Annotated in this window: 16 protein-coding genes; 10 read left to right on the forward strand and 6 right to left on the reverse strand. The window is 71.3% G+C overall.

Translation table 11 applies throughout. The features are described from left to right. The first annotated feature begins 51 nt into the window (after positions 1-51). Together BC793_RS15080 and BC793_RS15085 are read left to right on the forward strand one after the other, a co-directional pair. Positions 52-351, forward strand: coding sequence for a hypothetical protein (locus BC793_RS15080; RefSeq protein WP_109593151.1), 300 nt, complete (start codon positions 52-54; stop codon positions 349-351). Continuing rightward, a complete protein-coding gene (locus BC793_RS15085; RefSeq protein ID WP_109593152.1) occupies positions 339-1913 on the forward strand; it encodes an amidase in 1575 nt (524 codons plus the stop codon). The genes BC793_RS15080 and BC793_RS15085 overlap by 13 nt, the downstream gene beginning before the upstream one ends. A 10-nt stretch (positions 1914-1923) precedes the next feature. Here BC793_RS15085 and BC793_RS15090 read toward each other — a convergent pair whose 3' ends face one another. Beyond that, positions 1924-2337, reverse strand: coding sequence for a DUF6010 family protein (locus tag BC793_RS15090; RefSeq protein ID WP_109593153.1), 414 nt, complete (start codon positions 2335-2337; stop codon positions 1924-1926). Between the two features lie 342 nt (positions 2338-2679). Here BC793_RS15090 and BC793_RS15095 point away from each other — a divergent pair, with 342 nt between their 5' ends. Next, positions 2680-4461 carry a S8 family serine peptidase gene (locus tag BC793_RS15095; RefSeq protein ID WP_109593154.1) on the forward strand — a complete coding sequence of 594 codons (1782 nt, stop codon included), beginning with the start codon at positions 2680-2682 and terminating at the stop codon, positions 4459-4461. Between the two features lie 3 nt (positions 4462-4464). Here the strand turns inward: BC793_RS15095 and BC793_RS15100 are convergent, their stop codons facing one another. Next, complete coding sequence (locus BC793_RS15100) at positions 4465-5346, reverse strand: Scr1 family TA system antitoxin-like transcriptional regulator (RefSeq protein WP_109593155.1); 882 nt, start codon at positions 5344-5346, stop codon at positions 4465-4467. Between the two features lie 40 nt (positions 5347-5386). Then, positions 5387-5626: a hypothetical protein gene (locus tag BC793_RS15105; RefSeq protein WP_239170046.1), complete on the reverse strand. Its 240-nt coding sequence runs from the start codon at positions 5624-5626 to the stop codon at positions 5387-5389. 198 nt (positions 5627-5824) lie between these two features. Here BC793_RS15105 and BC793_RS15110 point away from each other — a divergent pair, with 198 nt between their 5' ends. The 4 genes from BC793_RS15110 to BC793_RS15125 all read left to right on the forward strand — a co-directional run bounded on the left by BC793_RS15110 (position 5825) and on the right by BC793_RS15125 (position 10861). Next, positions 5825-6064: a hypothetical protein gene (locus tag BC793_RS15110; RefSeq protein ID WP_109593156.1), complete on the forward strand. Its 240-nt coding sequence runs from the start codon at positions 5825-5827 to the stop codon at positions 6062-6064. 90 nt (positions 6065-6154) lie between these two features. Next, positions 6155-7405, forward strand: a complete 1251-nt coding sequence (locus BC793_RS15115) for a sensor domain-containing phosphodiesterase (protein ID WP_158319260.1) — start codon at positions 6155-6157, stop codon at positions 7403-7405. Positions 7406-7506: 101 nt separating this feature from the next. After that, complete coding sequence (locus BC793_RS15120) at positions 7507-8562, forward strand: M15 family metallopeptidase (protein ID WP_239170045.1); 1056 nt, start codon at positions 7507-7509, stop codon at positions 8560-8562. Between the two features lie 181 nt (positions 8563-8743). Beyond that, positions 8744-10861 (forward strand): transglycosylase domain-containing protein, encoded by a 2118-nt coding sequence (locus BC793_RS15125; RefSeq protein WP_109593158.1) that lies wholly within the window; start codon positions 8744-8746, stop codon positions 10859-10861. A gap of 49 nt (positions 10862-10910) precedes the next feature. Here the strand turns inward: BC793_RS15125 and BC793_RS15130 are convergent, their stop codons facing one another. Both BC793_RS15130 and BC793_RS15135 read right to left on the reverse strand, forming a co-directional pair. Beyond that, complete coding sequence (locus tag BC793_RS15130; protein ID WP_109593159.1) at positions 10911-12662, reverse strand: hypothetical protein; 1752 nt, start codon at positions 12660-12662, stop codon at positions 10911-10913. A gap of 81 nt (positions 12663-12743) precedes the next feature. Continuing rightward, positions 12744-13097, reverse strand: a complete 354-nt coding sequence (locus BC793_RS15135; protein ID WP_158319261.1) for an STAS domain-containing protein — start codon at positions 13095-13097, stop codon at positions 12744-12746. Between the two features lie 85 nt (positions 13098-13182). Here BC793_RS15135 and BC793_RS15140 point away from each other — a divergent pair, with 85 nt between their 5' ends. Together BC793_RS15140 and BC793_RS15145 are read left to right on the forward strand one after the other, a co-directional pair. Continuing rightward, positions 13183-13458 carry a hypothetical protein gene (locus BC793_RS15140; protein WP_109593161.1) on the forward strand — a complete coding sequence of 92 codons (276 nt, stop codon included), beginning with the start codon at positions 13183-13185 and terminating at the stop codon, positions 13456-13458. Continuing rightward, on the forward strand, positions 13455-13778 hold the full coding sequence (locus tag BC793_RS15145; RefSeq protein ID WP_109593162.1) for a hypothetical protein: 324 nt from the start codon (positions 13455-13457) through the stop codon (positions 13776-13778). The genes BC793_RS15140 and BC793_RS15145 overlap by 4 nt, the downstream gene beginning before the upstream one ends. Positions 13779-14332: 554 nt before the next feature. On the opposite strand, the gene BC793_RS15150 is transcribed toward BC793_RS15145, so the two are convergent. Beyond that, positions 14333-14965, reverse strand: a complete 633-nt coding sequence (locus BC793_RS15150) for a maleylpyruvate isomerase N-terminal domain-containing protein (RefSeq protein ID WP_203896216.1) — start codon at positions 14963-14965, stop codon at positions 14333-14335. A 207-nt stretch (positions 14966-15172) separates the two neighbouring features. Between BC793_RS15150 and BC793_RS15155 the strand changes: the two genes are divergently transcribed. After that, positions 15173-15964 carry an SAM-dependent methyltransferase gene (locus BC793_RS15155; protein ID WP_109593164.1) on the forward strand — a complete coding sequence of 264 codons (792 nt, stop codon included), beginning with the start codon at positions 15173-15175 and terminating at the stop codon, positions 15962-15964. Positions 15965-15971 lie beyond the last annotated feature (7 nt).

The following is a 15971-nucleotide window of genomic DNA, read 5'->3' on the forward strand; positions in this document are numbered from 1 at the left end:
TGTGACCCTCCGGACACAGGATCGACACAGTCGGATCCAAGAGTGATCCACATGGCTGTCACACCACCCACCGACGCCGAACTCGACACCATGATCCGGGCCCGGCTCGCGTCGCTCGGGATCGACCTGGACCAGTTGCCGCCCGGCACCACCGCCGACCCGGTGACCGGATCGCCCGGCCGCGACTCGGTGCTGGCCTCGCTGCGCGCGTTCCTGCGGGGCAGCGTCACCACGCTCGCCGCCTACCGGCTGCCGGCCCCGGCGGGCAGTGATCCGGCACAGGCCGGCGCGCACTCGCAGCAGCCGGCGCCCATGCTCTACCCGTCGATCAGCACGGCATGGCGATCGTGAGCACCACGAACCGGCGGCTGTTCCTCACCCGTACCGCCGCGATCGCCGCCGCCGCGGCCACCGGAACCGCCGCACTGCCCGCACCCGCCGCCTGGGCCGGCGGAACCCCGCGCTTCGGTGCCGGTGCCTATGTGCGGCCGCGCCCGGAGGCGCTCGCCGACCCGACCGAGCTCACCGTCGCCGAGGCGGCCTGGATGATCCGCTACGGCAGGCTGTCGCCGGGCGAACTGGTCGAGGCGTACCTGGCCCGGATCGGCGCCTTCGACCCGGTCTATCAGGCGTTCAACACCGTCCTGGCGGACGGCGCCCGGTCCGCCGCCGCGGCCGCGGCGAAGAGGCGGCACACCGGGCCGCTGCACGGCATCCCGCTGGCGATCAAGGACAACTACTGGACCGCGGGGGTACGGACGACCGCGAACTCCTACCTGTTCCGGGATTTCGTGCCGCCCTCGGATGCGACCGCGGTGGCCCGCCTCAAGGCCGCCGGCGCGATCGTGCTCGGCAAGACCCAGATGGGCCCGCTCGCCATCACCCGTGCCACCATCCCGGACGGGCGGATCACCACGGTGAACGCGTGGACCCCGGCGGATCCGGGCACCGATCCGGGCGGCTCGTCGACCGGCACGGCCACGGCGGTCGCCGGGCGGATGGCGGCGTCCGGCACCGGCACACAGACCGGCGGCTCGATCACCGCCCCGTCGAACGCGCAGAACCTGACCGGCCTCAAACCCACGATGGGCCGGGTGTCACTGGCCGGGATCATCCCGCTCAGCTACACCCGGGACCATCCGGGCCCGCTCGCCCGGGACGCCCTCGACGCGGCGATCATGCTGACCGCGATGGCCGGCGAGGACCCGGCCGACCCGCGGACGCAGGGCCTCCCGCCGGTGCCGGACCTGATCGAGGCGGCCACCCCGGTGCGGTCGCGCGGCCGGGTCCGTGCCCGGTGGAACACCCGGATCGGGGTGCCGCCCGGTTACGCGACCACGCCGGAGCGGCAGGCGTTCCTGGCCGCGATCGACGCGATCGACGGTGTCCGGTTGGTCGACGTCCCGCTCCCGGACGAGTGGGACCTGCTCACCGGACCCGCGTTCAACAACGTGCGCCTGCCGGAACGGTCCGAGCCGTTCATGCCCTACCTGCGCACCGACCTGCGTGGTTTCGGAGTGTCGGTGACCGGCTGGCTGCAGGGGGCGCTGCTCGGGGCGGGCGAGTTCCTGACCGGCCAGCGGGCCAAGCTGCTGCTGCTGGAACGGGTGCTGGACCAGATCTTCGGGCGCTGTGACGTGGTGGTGCAGACCGGCCCGGTGCCGTTCGACATCCTGGGGCTGCCGGAGATCGGGTTCCCGATCGGGTTCACCGCGGCCGGCGTCCCGGTCGGCACGATCCTGGGCGGCGCACCGTACGACGAGGACCGCCTGCTCGCGGTGGTGGCCGCCTACCAGGCGGTGACCGGCTGGCACCTGCGGCGCCCGGCCGACCCGCGGGCGGCCCGGTCGCTCGCACCGGCCGGTGACCGTGGCCGCCTGACCGCCGAGGACGTGGCGGCCCAGACGCAGTGACCCGGCCGGGTCACGGTGCGGCCCCGGTCCGCCGGGGCCGCAACCGGCCGGTCATCGTGCTCAGCGACGGACCGCCGGCCAGGCACCACAGGGCGATCACCGGGTCGCAGATCGCGCATCCGAACGACGAGCCGTGGTCGAACGGCAGGATCGGCTCGCCGCGCAGGTGGTGCACGACGTCCCAGGCGGTGTGCAGCAGCCAGCCGAGGCCGATGAATCGCCAGGACGTCAGCCCGCGGTAGGCCACGAACGCCATGACCGACGCGAACACCACCTCGGCCCCGCCGAGCCCACCACCGCTGAGGTAGGCGGCGCCGGCTCCGGCCACCATGATCGCGTTGAACGGACGGCGATGCCGATCGGGGAGCAGTGAACTCAGCAAGACATAGAGGACCCCGATGAGCAGGGGGACGACAACTGACATGCCCGAAACCTAGGTAGCGCCGGCGGCTCGGCACAGTGGCCATCGAGCCGTATATCAACGGGATCCGGCCAGCGCGGCTTCCGGCGCTTCAGAAACATCTTGCAGCTGCGTCCGGCGCTCTGTGCCCGCATTGTTTCGCGGCACCTGAAATCCGTCGAGATGTTTTTGTTCACTTCATAATAGCAGCTCAGAACGCATTCAATTTCGCTGGAAGCGGTCTCATTCCCCTTGATCATGGCCTTCGTCATTGACCTGCCCTCGTAATAGGACCACTCTCCACCGGGTATGTCTCTGAGAGTTCTTGCAGTCAAAGCAAGATCTTGCTTACTCGGGAGGATCGAGATGGAACGGCATCGACGCACGATCGCGCTGCTCGCGGCGATGATGTGCGGGCTCGTGCCGCCGGCGGTGACGGCCGGCCCGGTGTCCGCGGCACCGGTCGTCGCCACCGACGGCCTGCGGGAGGGGCAGGCCTACCGTTCGTTCATCGTCACGCCGGAACCGGGGGCGGCCCTCTCGGTCGCCGGCACCCGCACCCTCGCCACCGGCGGCGAGGTGGTCCGCGCCGGGCGGCCCCTGGACGCCGCCGGCGCCCGCGCCTTCATGGCGGAACTGGCCGCGTCCCCGGGCGTCGCATCGGTCGAGCCGGATCTGCCGGTCGCCCGCACGTCCACGCCCGATGACCCCCGCTACGGCGAACAGTGGCCGCTCTGGCAGGTCTACGGCCAGACCGACAGCGCCTTGCGCGTCGACGAGGCGTGGGACACCGGCGCCGACGGTGGCGGCGTGACCGTGGCCGTCCTCGACACCGGCATCCGCCCGCACGCCGACCTCACGCCCAACCTGGTCGCCGGCTACGACTTCATCGCCGACCCCGCCAACACCGCCGACGGCGACGGCCGCGACGGCGACGCCCGCGACCCCGGCGACTGGAACGACGAGGGCGACTGCGGCGCCACCGCGTTCTCGCCCAGCAGCTGGCACGGGACCCACATCGCCGGCATCGTCGCCGCGGTCCGCGACAACGGCATCGGCGTCACCGGCGTCGCCCCCGCCGCCCGGGTGCAGCCGGTCCGCGTCCTCGGCACCTGCGGCGGCCTGGACTCCGACATCGCCGACGCCATCGTGTGGGCCGCCGGCGACCCCGTCCCCGGAGCACCGGTCAATCCCACCCCCGCTCGCGTGATCAACATGAGCCTGGGCGGGTACGGGCCGTGCGGGCCGACCCTGCAGGCCGCGGTGGACAAGGCGCTGTCCCGCGGGGCGAGCGTGGTCGTGTCGGCCGGGAACGCCGCCGCCGACGCCGCCGACTACCACCCGGCCAACTGCGCCGGTGTCGTCACCGTCGGCGCCACCGGTGACGACGGGTACCTGGCGTCCTACTCCAACCACGGCGACACCGTCGAGGTGGCCGCGCCCGGCGGGTGGGGCTACTGGCGCGACAACGACCCCGCCCACCGGGTGCTGTCGACCGTCGACGCCGGCGCCCGTGAGCCGTCCGGCGACGCGTACGGGGTCATGCGCGGCACCAGCCAGGCCGCCGCCTACGTCTCCGGGGCCGTCGCCCTCCTGCTGTCACGCCGCCCCGACCTGACACCCGCCCAGGTCAGCGACTATCTGATGCGCGACGCACGGCGGCTGCCCCTGGGCGGCGGGTGGTACAACAGCGCGTACCCGATCGGCGGCGGCCTGATCGACGTGGCCCGGACGATCCACGACGCGACCGGCACCCCCGGCGGCGAGTGCACGGTCTGCACCGGATCCGCGGTGATCGTCGACGTGGCCGTGCCCACCGGCACGCCCGCCCCGGTCCATCTCGCCGGCACCCTGTCCGCCCTGGGCACCGGCCGCCCCGACTGGGATCCGGCGTCGGTGCGGGCGATGCGCTGGATGCGGACGTCCTGGGACGGCACGGGCACTCCGGCCTGGCGCATCCAGTTGGCCGGTACCCCGGGCGCCACCATCGACTACAAGCTCACCCTGGGCGGCTGGCCCACCGTGGAGAGGGCCCGCGACTGCGCCGAGACCCCGAACCGCACCGTCACCCTGCCCGGCGACGGCACCCTGTGGGCGTACGCCACCGTCGACAACTGGAACGGCACCGGTCTTTGCAGCGGAGCCTGACTCTCAGGCGCCCGAGGGCCCGCGGAGCAGATCGACATAGCGGGCGTGATACTCGTCGAGGATCGGCGCGATGTCGACGGCGTGCTCGTCCAGCCGGTCGAAGACCTGCCGGTAGGCCTCCAGATCCCGGCGGCCCCGGGAGGTCAGACCGGTGTTGAAAAGCTCGACGACGACGAGCTTGTCGTCGAGAAGCGTGAAGCCGTGCATCTGGGGGACGGTAGGAGCGCCGTCGCGGATGACACCGATGCTGACGTTGTCGTGCCGGGCTTCGACCTCACGAAGGTGCTGGATCTGAGCCAGCATCTCCACCGGCGAGATAGTGCGCGGCTTCAGGGCGGACTCGCCCACGAGGAAACGAAACGACTTGGCGGTGTCGGCCAGACCCTCCTGGCGCTTGATCCGTGCCGACACCGCTTCCAGGAGTGCCCGCTCGGTGAGGGCTCCGATGGAGGGCAGGTGATATTGCCAGATCTCACGGAACACGGCAGTGGCGTATCCGCTTGTCTGTAGCGGACCGGGAACCAGCGCCGTATCGAAGATCCGCAGGTTACTCGCTGCGGACTCCCACTCCGCCATGGTCTTCTGCCGCCCGGCGATCCCGGCCGCGGCCGGCCGCCAGTCGGTCATACCGCCGTGCTGCCGTTCCGCGCGTTCCACCAGGGATTGCGCCTGGTCCTCGCCCGCGCCGAGAGCGCGGGCGAGGACACCGATGTCCCGGGGATCAGGCGTTCCGTGGCCCCGCTCGATCCGCGAGATCTTCGGCTGGCTCATACCGACTGCGGCGGCGAGTTCGATGCCGCGGAGGCCGCTCGCACGGCGCAGTCTGGCGATGGCCGAGCCGACCGGCTCGTCCTCGTCATCGGGGATCCCGTCGGTGAGTGTCAGTCCGCTACCTCTTTCCGGCTGTCGGTTCGGGTCGCGAGGGTCAGGGCAGGTTCTTCAGTGCCTCGGTGAGCAGTTCGAGCGGGATCTCCACGAGCGTCTCACCGTCGGCCACGTCCACGCCGGTCCGATTCGCCGAGATGGTATAGCCCTGCACCACCGCTGTTCCATTGCCGGTCAGATAGATCGTCGGGCAACTGCCGGACTGGCATCGGTTGGCAATCGGGTGCAGGGAAAGAAGTTCGGGTACGCCGTCCTGAACCGGCGACGATGTCGTATTCACATGGTGAATTTATACCGTCGCCTGGTGATCTGGATGGGGAACACGCCGACCAGGGAAAATATCGGCCGATCATGCTGCCTGGCAGACAGGTACCTGGCAGGTTGGCCGGGGAATTTCAGCCGTCCGTGAATAGCTGTGGAAAATTTCAAGGGCATGAATAAACACTGGCGGTAGCCGCTTCCAAACCTTGGGGTAGTGATGAACGACGACGCCTCCCAGCCCTCCGCCTTCACCGGTCGCCGTCAGCGCCCGGACCGTCCGCAACGGACCCGCCTGCTGCTCGTGCTGTTCGTCGCGGGCATCGCCGGCGTGATCGCGGGCTGGCTGTCCCACGCTTCCGGCACCAATCTGCCGGCGGCCGTGCTCACCGGCGGAGGCGCGTTCGCCGGAGCCGTCGGACTCCTGCTCGCGATCGCCCGCCACGGCGAAGCCGGATGACGCCGGGGCAGGCGCCCGCCCCCGATGTCCTCTCGGTGATGGGAGCGGCGCCCGGCTCAGGGGAGCAACCCGGTTGCCGATAGGTGGTTGGTGAGTTCCACGGACACCGCCAGCCGCATCGGCCTCGACGTCCTCCTGCGGGACGACGGCGGGCTCTACTGCGTCTATCAGCCGTTCGTCGACCTGGACAGTGGGGCGGTCCCGGCCTTCGAGGCGCTGCTGCGGGCGCCCGCCGACTCCGGATGGCCGTCGCCGATGGCGCTGCTGGGTGCCGCCCGCGAGGCCGGACGGCTCGCCGACCTGGAGCGGGCGTCGCTGCGGGCCTCGCTCGCCGACGCGGCCCGCCTGTCACACGGCCGGCCGGTGACGCTCTTCGTCAACCTGGAGCCGAGCACGCTGACCCGGCGGCGCGACGTCGTCCTGGAGGCGCTCGCGTCCCGGGCCGCGCACGTGCAGGTGGTCGTGGAGATCACCGAGCGGGCGCTGGCCGAGGACCTGTCCGGGGTGCTCACCGGGGCCGAGGAGCTGCGGGCCGCGGGCTGTGCGATCGCCCTGGACGACGTGGGTGTGCACCCGGAGTCGCTGGCCTTCATCCCGCTGCTGCGGCCCGAGGTGGTCAAACTCGACCTGAAACTCCTGCGTACGGTCAAGGACCCGGCGACCGTGGTGGTGGCCGGTGCGGTCCGTGCCTACGCCGAGCAGGCCGGCGCCGAGGTGGTCGCCGAGGGCATCGAGACGCCGGACGACCTGGTCCGGGCGGAGGTGCTGGGGGCCACCCTGGGTCAGGGCTGGCTGTGGGGCCGCGGTGAGAGGGAGTTCGTGCCGTCGGTGTCCGTCCCGGAGCGGTTCGCGGCCCGCCCGATCGGTGCGGCGCTGGGGGCCACTCCGTACCAGCTGCTCGGTGCCGGCCGCCGGGTCCGGCACGCACCCAAGCATCTGCTCGTCCCGGTGTCCAAGACGCTGGAACTGATGGCCCTGGAGGCGAGTGTGTCGCCGGTCGTGCTGGCCGCCTTCGAGGACGTCCGGTTCTTCCGGCCCTCGACGGCGCGGCGGTTCACCGAGCTGGCCGAGCGGCTGCCGTTCGTCGCGGCGCTCGGGGTCGGGATGCCGCGATCGCCGGCGCCCGGTGTCCGCGGCGCCGCCCTGACGCCGGGGGACCCGCTGGCGGGGGAGTGGACGGTGGTGGTGCTCGGGGCACACACGTCGGCCGCTCTGATGGCGCTGGACCTGGGTGACACCGGCGCCGACGCGGACCGGCAGTTCGAGTACGTGGTCACCTACGACCGGGCGCTGGTCACCGCTGCCGCGCACTCGATGGTGGGCAGGCTCACCGCCGGATAGACCGGTGCAACCGTTCCGCACTTCGACCGGGCCCTGATCGCACCCTCCGCTCCGCACAGTCGGATACGCACTGCCGACTGAGCTTGAGGAGCGTACGCCCGGTGAAGAAGCGCACCCGTGGATTCCGTCTCGTCGCCGCCGCGGCCCTGACCCTCGCGAGTGTCGCGCCGGTGGCCGGCACGCCGGGGACCGCGCAGGCCGCGGTGCCCGGTGTCGCGAAGTCCTACGCGAGCCTGATGTACCGGAGCCTCACCGCCGACGCGACGATGGCGCAGCTGCGGGCCACCCTCGCCGGGCAGCAGGCCGACCTGAAGAAGCGCAACGCCGACGCGGCGAAGGCGCAGAAGGCGAGCGCCGCCGCGCAGAAGAGGCTGGCCACGGCGACCGCCGGGCACGCGGCCGTGCACGAGAAACTCAAGTCGGCGGAGCGGGCGCTCACCGACGCCAAGAACGCCGTGGCCCGGCAGTCGAAGCAGCGGCCCCGCAGCAACGCCGCGATCGCCCGCGCGAAGCGGGCGGTGACCGCGGCGACGACCGTACGCGACACCCGGCGGACCCGCCTGCACCAGGCGGCCGCCGAGCTGCGGGCCGCGAAGAAGCTGGCCGGTACCACCACGTCCGCCGTGGCCGGCGCGCTCGCCGCGACCGGCCGGACCACCCGGGCGATCGCCCAGACCCAGAACCGGATCGCCACGGCCGGCACCGCGGCCGGTTATGCCGCCCAGGCGGCCGCGATCAGCCGCAGCGTCGTCGCCGAGGTCCGGCCGGTCTTCAGCGTCGCCGACACCACCAACGTGTACGGCACGACGGTGCACCGGAACATCGCGTACGCCTTCAAGCGCATGGTCGACGACGCGAAGGCCGACGGCGTCGCGCTGGCGGGCGGCGGTTTCCGCACCAAGGAACGGCAGATCGAGCTGCGGGTGATCAACGGCTGCCCGGACGTCTGGACCGCCCCCGCGTCGTCGTGCCGGGTGCCGACCGCGATCCCGGGCCGGTCGCTGCACGAGATCGGCCTGGCGGTGGACGTGACGTCGGGCGGCCGGACGCTGACCCGCAAGAGCAGGGCGTTCACGTGGATGACCAAGAACGCCGCCGAGTACGGCTTCGTGAACCTGCCGTCCGAGGCGTGGCACTGGAGCATCACCGGCGGCTGATCGGCGGTCCGGGGCGGGTGCCCGACCGGCCCGCCATGATCCGGTCCCGCTGATTCAAAGCCATTTCCCAGGCTGCCCACAGGTTTGCGCAACGCTGTTCCGGGATACCGCGTGTGACGGATTTCCCTAACCCTGAACGTTGCCGTTCCTGCTCGTTAGCCTGAGTGGAGTGAATACCGGAATGCCAGTTCCTGAACGTCGTGTCCTTCGCAGTGTGGCAGTCCTCGCCACCTGCGGCCTGATAGCCGGTCTGGTGGTCGCCGCGGCGTCCTTCCCGGCCGTCGCGATGTCCGGGCTGGCGGCCAAGGCGGGCGCGGAGGAGCTCGGCGAGCTGCCGCCGGCGCTCGTCGAGCAGTCGTCGCCGCAGGTCTCCCGGGTGTATGCGTCGGACGGCAAGACGCAGATCGCGCTGATGTATGACGAGTTCCGCAGTGACGTGCCGCTGGCGCAGATGTCCAAGAGCATGCAGGACGCGATCATCGCCGCCGAGGACCACAAGTTCTACGAGCACAACGGCGTCGATCTGAAAGGTGTCGCCCGCGCATTCGTGAACAACAACCAGGGCGGCGGTAAGCAGGGCGCATCCACGCTGACCATGCAATACGTGCGGATGGCGCTCGCTTATTCGACCACCGATCCGCAGGAAGTGGTGAACGCCACCAAGGACACCGCCCAGCGGAAACTGAACGAGATGAAGTATGCGATGCAGGTCGAGAAAGACCTGTCCAAGCAGCAGATTCTCGAGCGGTATCTGAACATGGCGCCGTTCGGCAACGGCGCCTACGGGGTGAACGCGGCGAGCCAGGTCTACTACGGCAAGAAGCCGGCCGACCTCACCGTCGGCGAGGCCGCACTCCTGGCCGGCATGGTGAAGGCGCCGACCGCGTTCGACCCGACCACCGAGGGCGGCTACCCGCAGGCCGTCGCCCGGCGCGACTACATCATCGACAACATGGTCGACCTCGGGCAGATCACCGCCGCCCAGGGTGCCGAGGCGAAGAAGGAGAAGGTGGCGCGCACCGCGAAGCGGCCCAGCCGGGGCTGCGTGTCGGTCGCCAAGAACCACTGGGGCTTCTTCTGCGACTACTTCTACCGCTGGTGGCTGGACCAGGAGGCGTTCGGCGAGACGACGTACGACCGCGAGCGCCTGCTCAAGAGCGGCGGCTACCGGATCGTCACCACCCTCGACCTGGACGCCCAGTCGGCGGCCCGCAAACGGGTCACCGAGCACATCGCCGACACCAGCCAGAACGCCCTGATGCTGGCCGCCGTCGAGCCCGGCAGCGGCGCGGTGCGGGCGCTCGCCACGAACCGCAAATTCAAGATCGACGACGCCGAGAACCCGCAGAACCGGCTGTCGTCGAACCCGGACGAGGCCCGCGAGGGGATCCGCGGCACGTATCCGAACACCACCAACCCGATCATCACCGGCAGCGCCGACGTCCCCGGCTACCAGGCCGGCTCGGTGTTCAAGATGTTCACCATGGTCGCCGCCCTGGAGAAGGGCATGGGCCTGGACACCACCATCTACTCGCCGCAGCGCTACAAGTCCCGCTATCTCGACTCGGCGGCCCCGGCCGGCTGTGACGGCTACTACTGCCCCAGCAACGCCTCGGCCTCGGAGTCCGGCAACTTCAACATGTGGACCGGCTTCGGCAGGTCGGTGAACACGTACTTCATCCCGCTGCAGGAGCGGGCCGGCGCGGAGAACGTGGTGGCCGTCGCCAAGCGGTTCGGGGTGCGGTTCCGGTCGGCGGACGACGCCACACGAGCCGACGATCCGGCCCAGGCGCACGAGTGGGGTGCCTTCAGCCTCGGCGTCTCGGCGTCCACCCCGCTGGACATCGCCAACGCGTACGCGACGCTCGCCGCCGACGGCATGTACTGCGAGCCCACCCCGATCCAGCAGATCACCACCGCCGGCGGCGCGGAGATCGAAACCGGCAAGTCGGCCTGCTCCCGGGCCACCACCAAGGACGTCGCCCGCAAGGCCCTCGACGCGGCCCGATGCCCGGTCGGCGACCGCGCCCAGCTCGGCAACTGTGGCGGCTCCACCGCCCCGCAGGTCCGCAGCGTCGTCGGGCACCCGGTGTTCGGCAAGACCGGCACCACCGACAGCGACAAGACGGCCGCCCTGGTCGCCGGCACCCGTGACCTGGTCGTCGCCGGCTACCTGGCCAACCCCGACTGGGCCGCCCACACCGACCGCATGTCGCACGGCATCGTGAACCCGGCCGTCTACGAGACGCTCGCCGATTACATGAAGGACCGGCCGGAGAAGGAGTTCCCCACACCCTGACCGGCCTCCAGGACCCCGCTCGCGGCGGCCACCCGGCGATGACAGCCTGTCAGCGCCGGGTGGCCTCGCGGACGTTGACCAGCAGCACCAGCAGGGCGGCCGCGGTGAATATGGAGGTGACCACGTAGCGGCCCTCCAGCCACACCACCGCCAGCGCGATGATCAGCACGAAGGCCAGCAGGATCCGCAGCACCACCGCCAGGAACTTGCCCCGGACCAGGCCCTCCACCACGAGCATCCCCAGCAGCAGGATCAGCGCGGTCTGCTGACCGGACACCGGCGGCGGCGCCGCCACGGCCCCGATGGCCAGCAGGATCAGCGGAGTGCTCAGCACCGCCCACCACGACCGGGCACGGCCCAGGAATCCGGCGACCTGCTCGATCGGCAGGCGCCGGTGCAGCAGATGCGCGTGCGGATGCTGGGCGACCGGCTCGGCGGCCGCCCAGCGCAACTCGTCGGCCAGGCGGGTGCGTTCCATCCGCAGCCCGAGCAGCCTCTGCTCCCGGGCGGCCAGCGCCCGGACCTCCGGCGCTGCGGCGGGCAGACCCGCCGCGGCCACCGTCAGTTCCATCCGCAGGGCGTCTATCTCATCGTCCAGCTCGGCGAGACGATCAAGATCACGCTGGGTACGGATCGCCACGAGCCGCCGCTCCTCGGCCTGATCCGGTACGACCTTCGCCAGCCCCGCCCACCCGACCGGATCCGCCCACGCCGGCCGGACCGTCCCGTCGCGCCCGTAGCGGGGCCCGGCCGGCCCGCGTTCGCCGCCGAGCCGGTCGCGGGTGTCCCGCCCCCACAGCCCGCGGAAGTCGCGCACCCAGCCGGTCTCGTCGTTGATCGGCACCGGGTGCCATTGCTCGGACTGGCCGGGTCCGACCGCACGTCCGTCGCCGCGCGCGTAGTCCACGTACGGGATGCCGACGTTGCTCTGGTCCTCCGGCGACCAGGGCGCGAGCAGCCGCGCCGACCAGCGCAGCGCCCCGACCAGGCCGCGCAGCCGGGGCGGCCGCACCGTGATCAGGTAGTCGCCGGGCAGATAGGCCCCGGAGTGCGAGCCCGCCCCGACGAACACCACCGGATGCCGGCCGCCGACGGTCGTCAGGTCCGGGTCGTCCCAGCGGCGCCGCAGATCGTCGCCGACCTCGTCGTGCGCCGAGAACACCACCCACGACGGCGACGGCAGCCCGTCCGGCCCGTCCGGTGCGGCCGCGTCGACGAAGACGGTCACCTGCTCCCAGTCGGCCTCGTGCTCGTTGACCCCGCCGAACGCCGACCGCCAGTTGTTGAAGTTGTAGAAGAACCAGTACTGGCAGACGATCCACGACCCGTCGCGCACCACCCGCCCGTAGTAGGTGGGCTCTCTCGTCTCCAGGTGGTCGCGCTGCAACAGGAAGGAACGCGCCGCCGAACCCCCCGGGACACTGCCCCGGAACAACAGCGAGAACCGGTTGAGCGTGTCGACCATCCGCCCGGTGAGACCGACCGCCCCGAGACGGCTGGACCGCGACAGGTGCGGTGGCCGGTCCCGCAGCGGGATGTGCGCGAGATGCTTGTCGCCGGTGCCGATGCCGGACAGCGCGTAACCCAGGCCCTGCTCGGCACCGCCGGCCGCGGCGAGCCCGTCGAGGCTCAGGTCACCGGGCGCGGCGATCTGCACCGGCCCCTGCCCGGGCTCGTGACGCCACAGGCTGGCCCGGCCGACGTACCGCTCGACCGAGACGGGGAAGAAGTACTCACCCTCGGTGAACCTGGCCACCGGCTCGTACGCGCGCAGCAGCCGCAGGTCGTCCCCGTTCCCCAAGACCCCGTGGCCCTTTCCTCGTGCTCTCGCGTGCTCCCGCGTGCTTCCCGCGTGCTCCCGCGTGCCGAGGTTAGCGCCCGTTCACACCTGTTCCGGATCACCGCCGTTTTCCGGCGGGTCCAGGAGGTGGTCGAGACCGACCACCCGCAGCACCCGGTCGACGATGCCCCGCGCCCCGGCGAGCCGAAACGTGACCCCGGCCCGCTCGGCGGTGAGGAAACCCTCGATCAGGGCGTTGATCGCCTCGGAGTCGATGAACGTCACCCGCCGGAGGTCGACGGTGATCCGCGACCCGGGGTCACCGCCGATCAGGTCGAGCAGAGCCTTGCGCAGGTCCTCGCGGGTGCCGATGTCGAACGCGCCCGCGAGCAGGACACCCGACGTCGCGCTCCCGCCGGCCGGTTCCAGCGCGATGGTGAAGTAGTCGTCCGCCACGGATGGTTGTCTACCAGCAAATAAACACGGTCTTGTCACAACGCGGCCGATGGACGCCGTCTGACAATCGTTTTACGCTGGCCGTGTGGGGTACGAATGGCTGACCGAGGCCTTGGCGCGTCTGCGTGACATCGAGACGCAGGAAGTCACCCAGGTGCTCTCGGCCCAGCGGCGCCTGCCGCTGGCCGCGGAGAGCGCCGGAGTGCATTTCCTGACCATCAACGGGCGCACCGGCACCGGCCGACCGCTCGTCGTCGCCGTGCGGCTGCTCGGCGGGCACCGGCAGCAGATCATCGGTGCCCGCGAGATGACCCCGGAGGAACTGGTGCGGTTCAAGGCATGGGAGGCGGACGCGTCATGAGCCATCAGTACAGCGACGACCAGATCTCGGCGGCCGCGGCGGCGTTCGCCGCCGGAGACGTCACCTACCACGAGGGTACGAGGGTGACGCTGCCCCCGGCCCCGGAGACCGAACCGATGGTGCCGCTCGGCATCCGGGTCCCGCCGGCGCTGGCCCAGCGGGTCCGGGCCGCCGCCGACCAGGCCGGCATCCCTTACTCCCAGCTGATCCGCGAGTGGATCGAACTGGGGCTGACCGACATGGCCGGCGATCTCACGGTGTCGGTCGCGGTCCTGCGCCGCGCCATAGCCCACGCCGCCCAGACCGGCCACGCCGCCTGACCCACCCCGGCTGGCCCCCACCGCTGTCTCAGCGCTGCCGAGGCAGCGGTGAGAGCCAGCCGGCCTGCTCTGGCTGGTTGCCACCGTTGTCTCAGCGCTGCCGAGGCAGCGGTGAGAGCCAGCCGGCCTGCTCTGGCTGGTTGCCACCGTTGTCTCAGCGCTGCCGAGGCAGCGGTGAGAGCCAGCCGGCCTGCTCTGGCTGGTTGCCACCGTTGTCTCAGCGCTGCCGAGGCAGCGGTGAGAGCCAGCCGGCCTGCTCTGGCTGGTTGCCACCGTTGTCTCAGCGCTGCCGAGGCAGCGGTGAGAGCCAGCCGGCCTGCTCTGGCTGGTTGCCACCGCTGTTTCAGCGTTGCTGAGGCAGCGGTGAGGGCCAGCTGGTCCGGTCTGGCTGGTTCCTGCCGTTGTCTCAGAGCCGGTGAGGCAGCGGTGGGAGCCAGCCGGTCCGGTCTGGCTGGCTGCTGCCGCTGTCTCAAGGCCGGTGAGACAGCGGTGGGAGCCAGCCGGTAAGACAGCGGTGGGAGCCGGGCGGTTAGAGGGCGGTGGGAGCCGGGCGGTTAGAGGGCGGTGATGGTGGCGGGGGCGCGTTCGGCGCGGGCCAGTGCCCGGAGCAGGGCGGTGTCGCCGTGGCGGGCCGCGGACCAGCGGCACAGCAGGGCGAGGACGGTGTCGCTCGCCGACCGGGGCAGGGCCGGGGTCGGGATGCCGAGGCTGACGGCCAGGTCGTCGCAGTGCACGGCGATCTCGAGCATGCGGGTGGCCAGGAAGTCGTCGAGGGTGAGCGCCCACGGACCGAACGGCAGCGCGACGGCCCGGTCGGGCGGCTGAGCGGGAAGACGCCCACGCAGATCGGCGAGAGCGGCCGCGGTCTGCTCGTGCAGGGCCGTGTGACCGACGGCCGCGGTCTGCTCGCCGGCCTCCCGGATCCCGGTGTTGAGGTCGCTGCGGATGTCACCGTCGGTCCACGTCGACCGACCGTAGTGGTCGAGCAGTGAGATCGGCGGCGTGGCCGGTGGAGGCGAGTCCAGCACGGCTGCGACGACGGTGACCTGACTCGCCAGGTGACCGGCCAGGCCGCGGATCCGGAACTCGCGCAGGGCGCTGGACTGGTCCCATGCCCGGCCCACCGCCGGTACGCCCAGCAGCGTGGTGGCGACCGCAGCCGTCTCCAGGAAGTCCTGCCTGATCATCGGCACCCCCTTTCCCGTCAGTCTGGCATGCGCCGCCCCGGCGGTCAGCTGCCGAAACCGTGGCGGATGGCGTAGCGGGCGGCCTCGGTGCGGGTGCGGACCTTGCGACGTTACGGAGGCACCCGGGTGGAGCGGCACCGCAAAGGGTGGCGACGTCCCTGGCATGATGAGCGCCGTCGATGTGCACTGTGGACCGGGAGGACGCTCATGGCCGAGCCGACGGCGACGAATCTGGACACCGGTACTCCGCATTCGGCGCGGTTGTGGAACTACTGGCTGGGCGGCAAGGACAACTTCCGGGCCGACCGTGAGGCGGGAGACGCCATCGCCGGGATGCTGCCGTCGATCGTCGCGCTCGCCCGGGAGGACCGGAGATTCCTGCGGCGCTCGGTGGAGCATCTGGTACGCGACGCCGGGATCCGGCAGGTCCTGGACATCGGCACCGGCCTGCCGACCGCCGACAACACCCACCAGGTCGCGCAGGCCGTGGCACCGGAGACGCGGGTCGTCTACGTCGACAACGATCCGCTGGTCCTGGTGCATGCCCGGGCGCTGCTCTCGGGTGCCGTCGAGGGTGCCACCACCTATGTCGAGGCCGACCTCAACGATCCCGAGTCGATTCTGCGGGCGGCGCGGGAGACTCTCGACTTCTCCCGGCCGATCGCGTTGACGCTGCTGGGGATCGTGCATTTCATCCGCGACGACGAGACGGCCCGCGCCGTGGTCCGCCGGCTCGTGGCGGAGCTGACACCGGGCAGCTACCTGGCGATCGCGCACGGATGCCACGACATCAACACCGCCGAGGCGCACCGCATCGTCGAGTTCTGGAACGAACGCGGCACCCCGAAGATCAAGTATCGGAGTTCGGCAGAGATCGCCGGGTTCTTCGACGGGTTGCGCCTGCTGGAGCCGGGCGTCGTCCCCTGCAACCGGTGGCGCCCGGACGGCGAACCGGGCGAGGACGTGAACCAGTACTGCGGGGTCGGCATCAAGGAATAGACGCGGT

This window comes from Actinoplanes xinjiangensis (genome assembly GCF_003148685.1).
Taxonomy (GTDB): Bacteria; Actinomycetota; Actinomycetes; order Mycobacteriales; family Micromonosporaceae; genus Actinoplanes; species Actinoplanes xinjiangensis.

Bases quoted from the DNA above. Each gene is read 5' to 3' on its own strand.
- BC793_RS15080 (WP_109593151.1), top strand. From the start codon at position 52: ATGGCTGTCACACCACCCACCGACGCCGAACTCGACACCATGATCCGG.
- BC793_RS15085 (WP_109593152.1), top strand. From the start codon at position 339: ATGGCGATCGTGAGCACCACGAACCGGCGGCTGTTCCTCACCCGTACC.
- BC793_RS15090 (WP_109593153.1), bottom strand. From the start codon at position 2,337: ATGTCAGTTGTCGTCCCCCTGCTCATCGGGGTCCTCTATGTCTTGCTG.
- BC793_RS15095 (WP_109593154.1), top strand. From the start codon at position 2,680: ATGGAACGGCATCGACGCACGATCGCGCTGCTCGCGGCGATGATGTGC.
- BC793_RS15110 (WP_109593156.1), top strand. From the start codon at position 5,825: ATGAACGACGACGCCTCCCAGCCCTCCGCCTTCACCGGTCGCCGTCAG.
- BC793_RS15125 (WP_109593158.1), top strand. From the start codon at position 8,744: ATGCCAGTTCCTGAACGTCGTGTCCTTCGCAGTGTGGCAGTCCTCGCC.
- BC793_RS15145 (WP_109593162.1), top strand. From the start codon at position 13,455: ATGAGCCATCAGTACAGCGACGACCAGATCTCGGCGGCCGCGGCGGCG.
- BC793_RS15150 (WP_203896216.1), bottom strand. From the start codon at position 14,965: ATGATCAGGCAGGACTTCCTGGAGACGGCTGCGGTCGCCACCACGCTG.
- BC793_RS15155 (WP_109593164.1), top strand. From the start codon at position 15,173: ATGGCCGAGCCGACGGCGACGAATCTGGACACCGGTACTCCGCATTCG.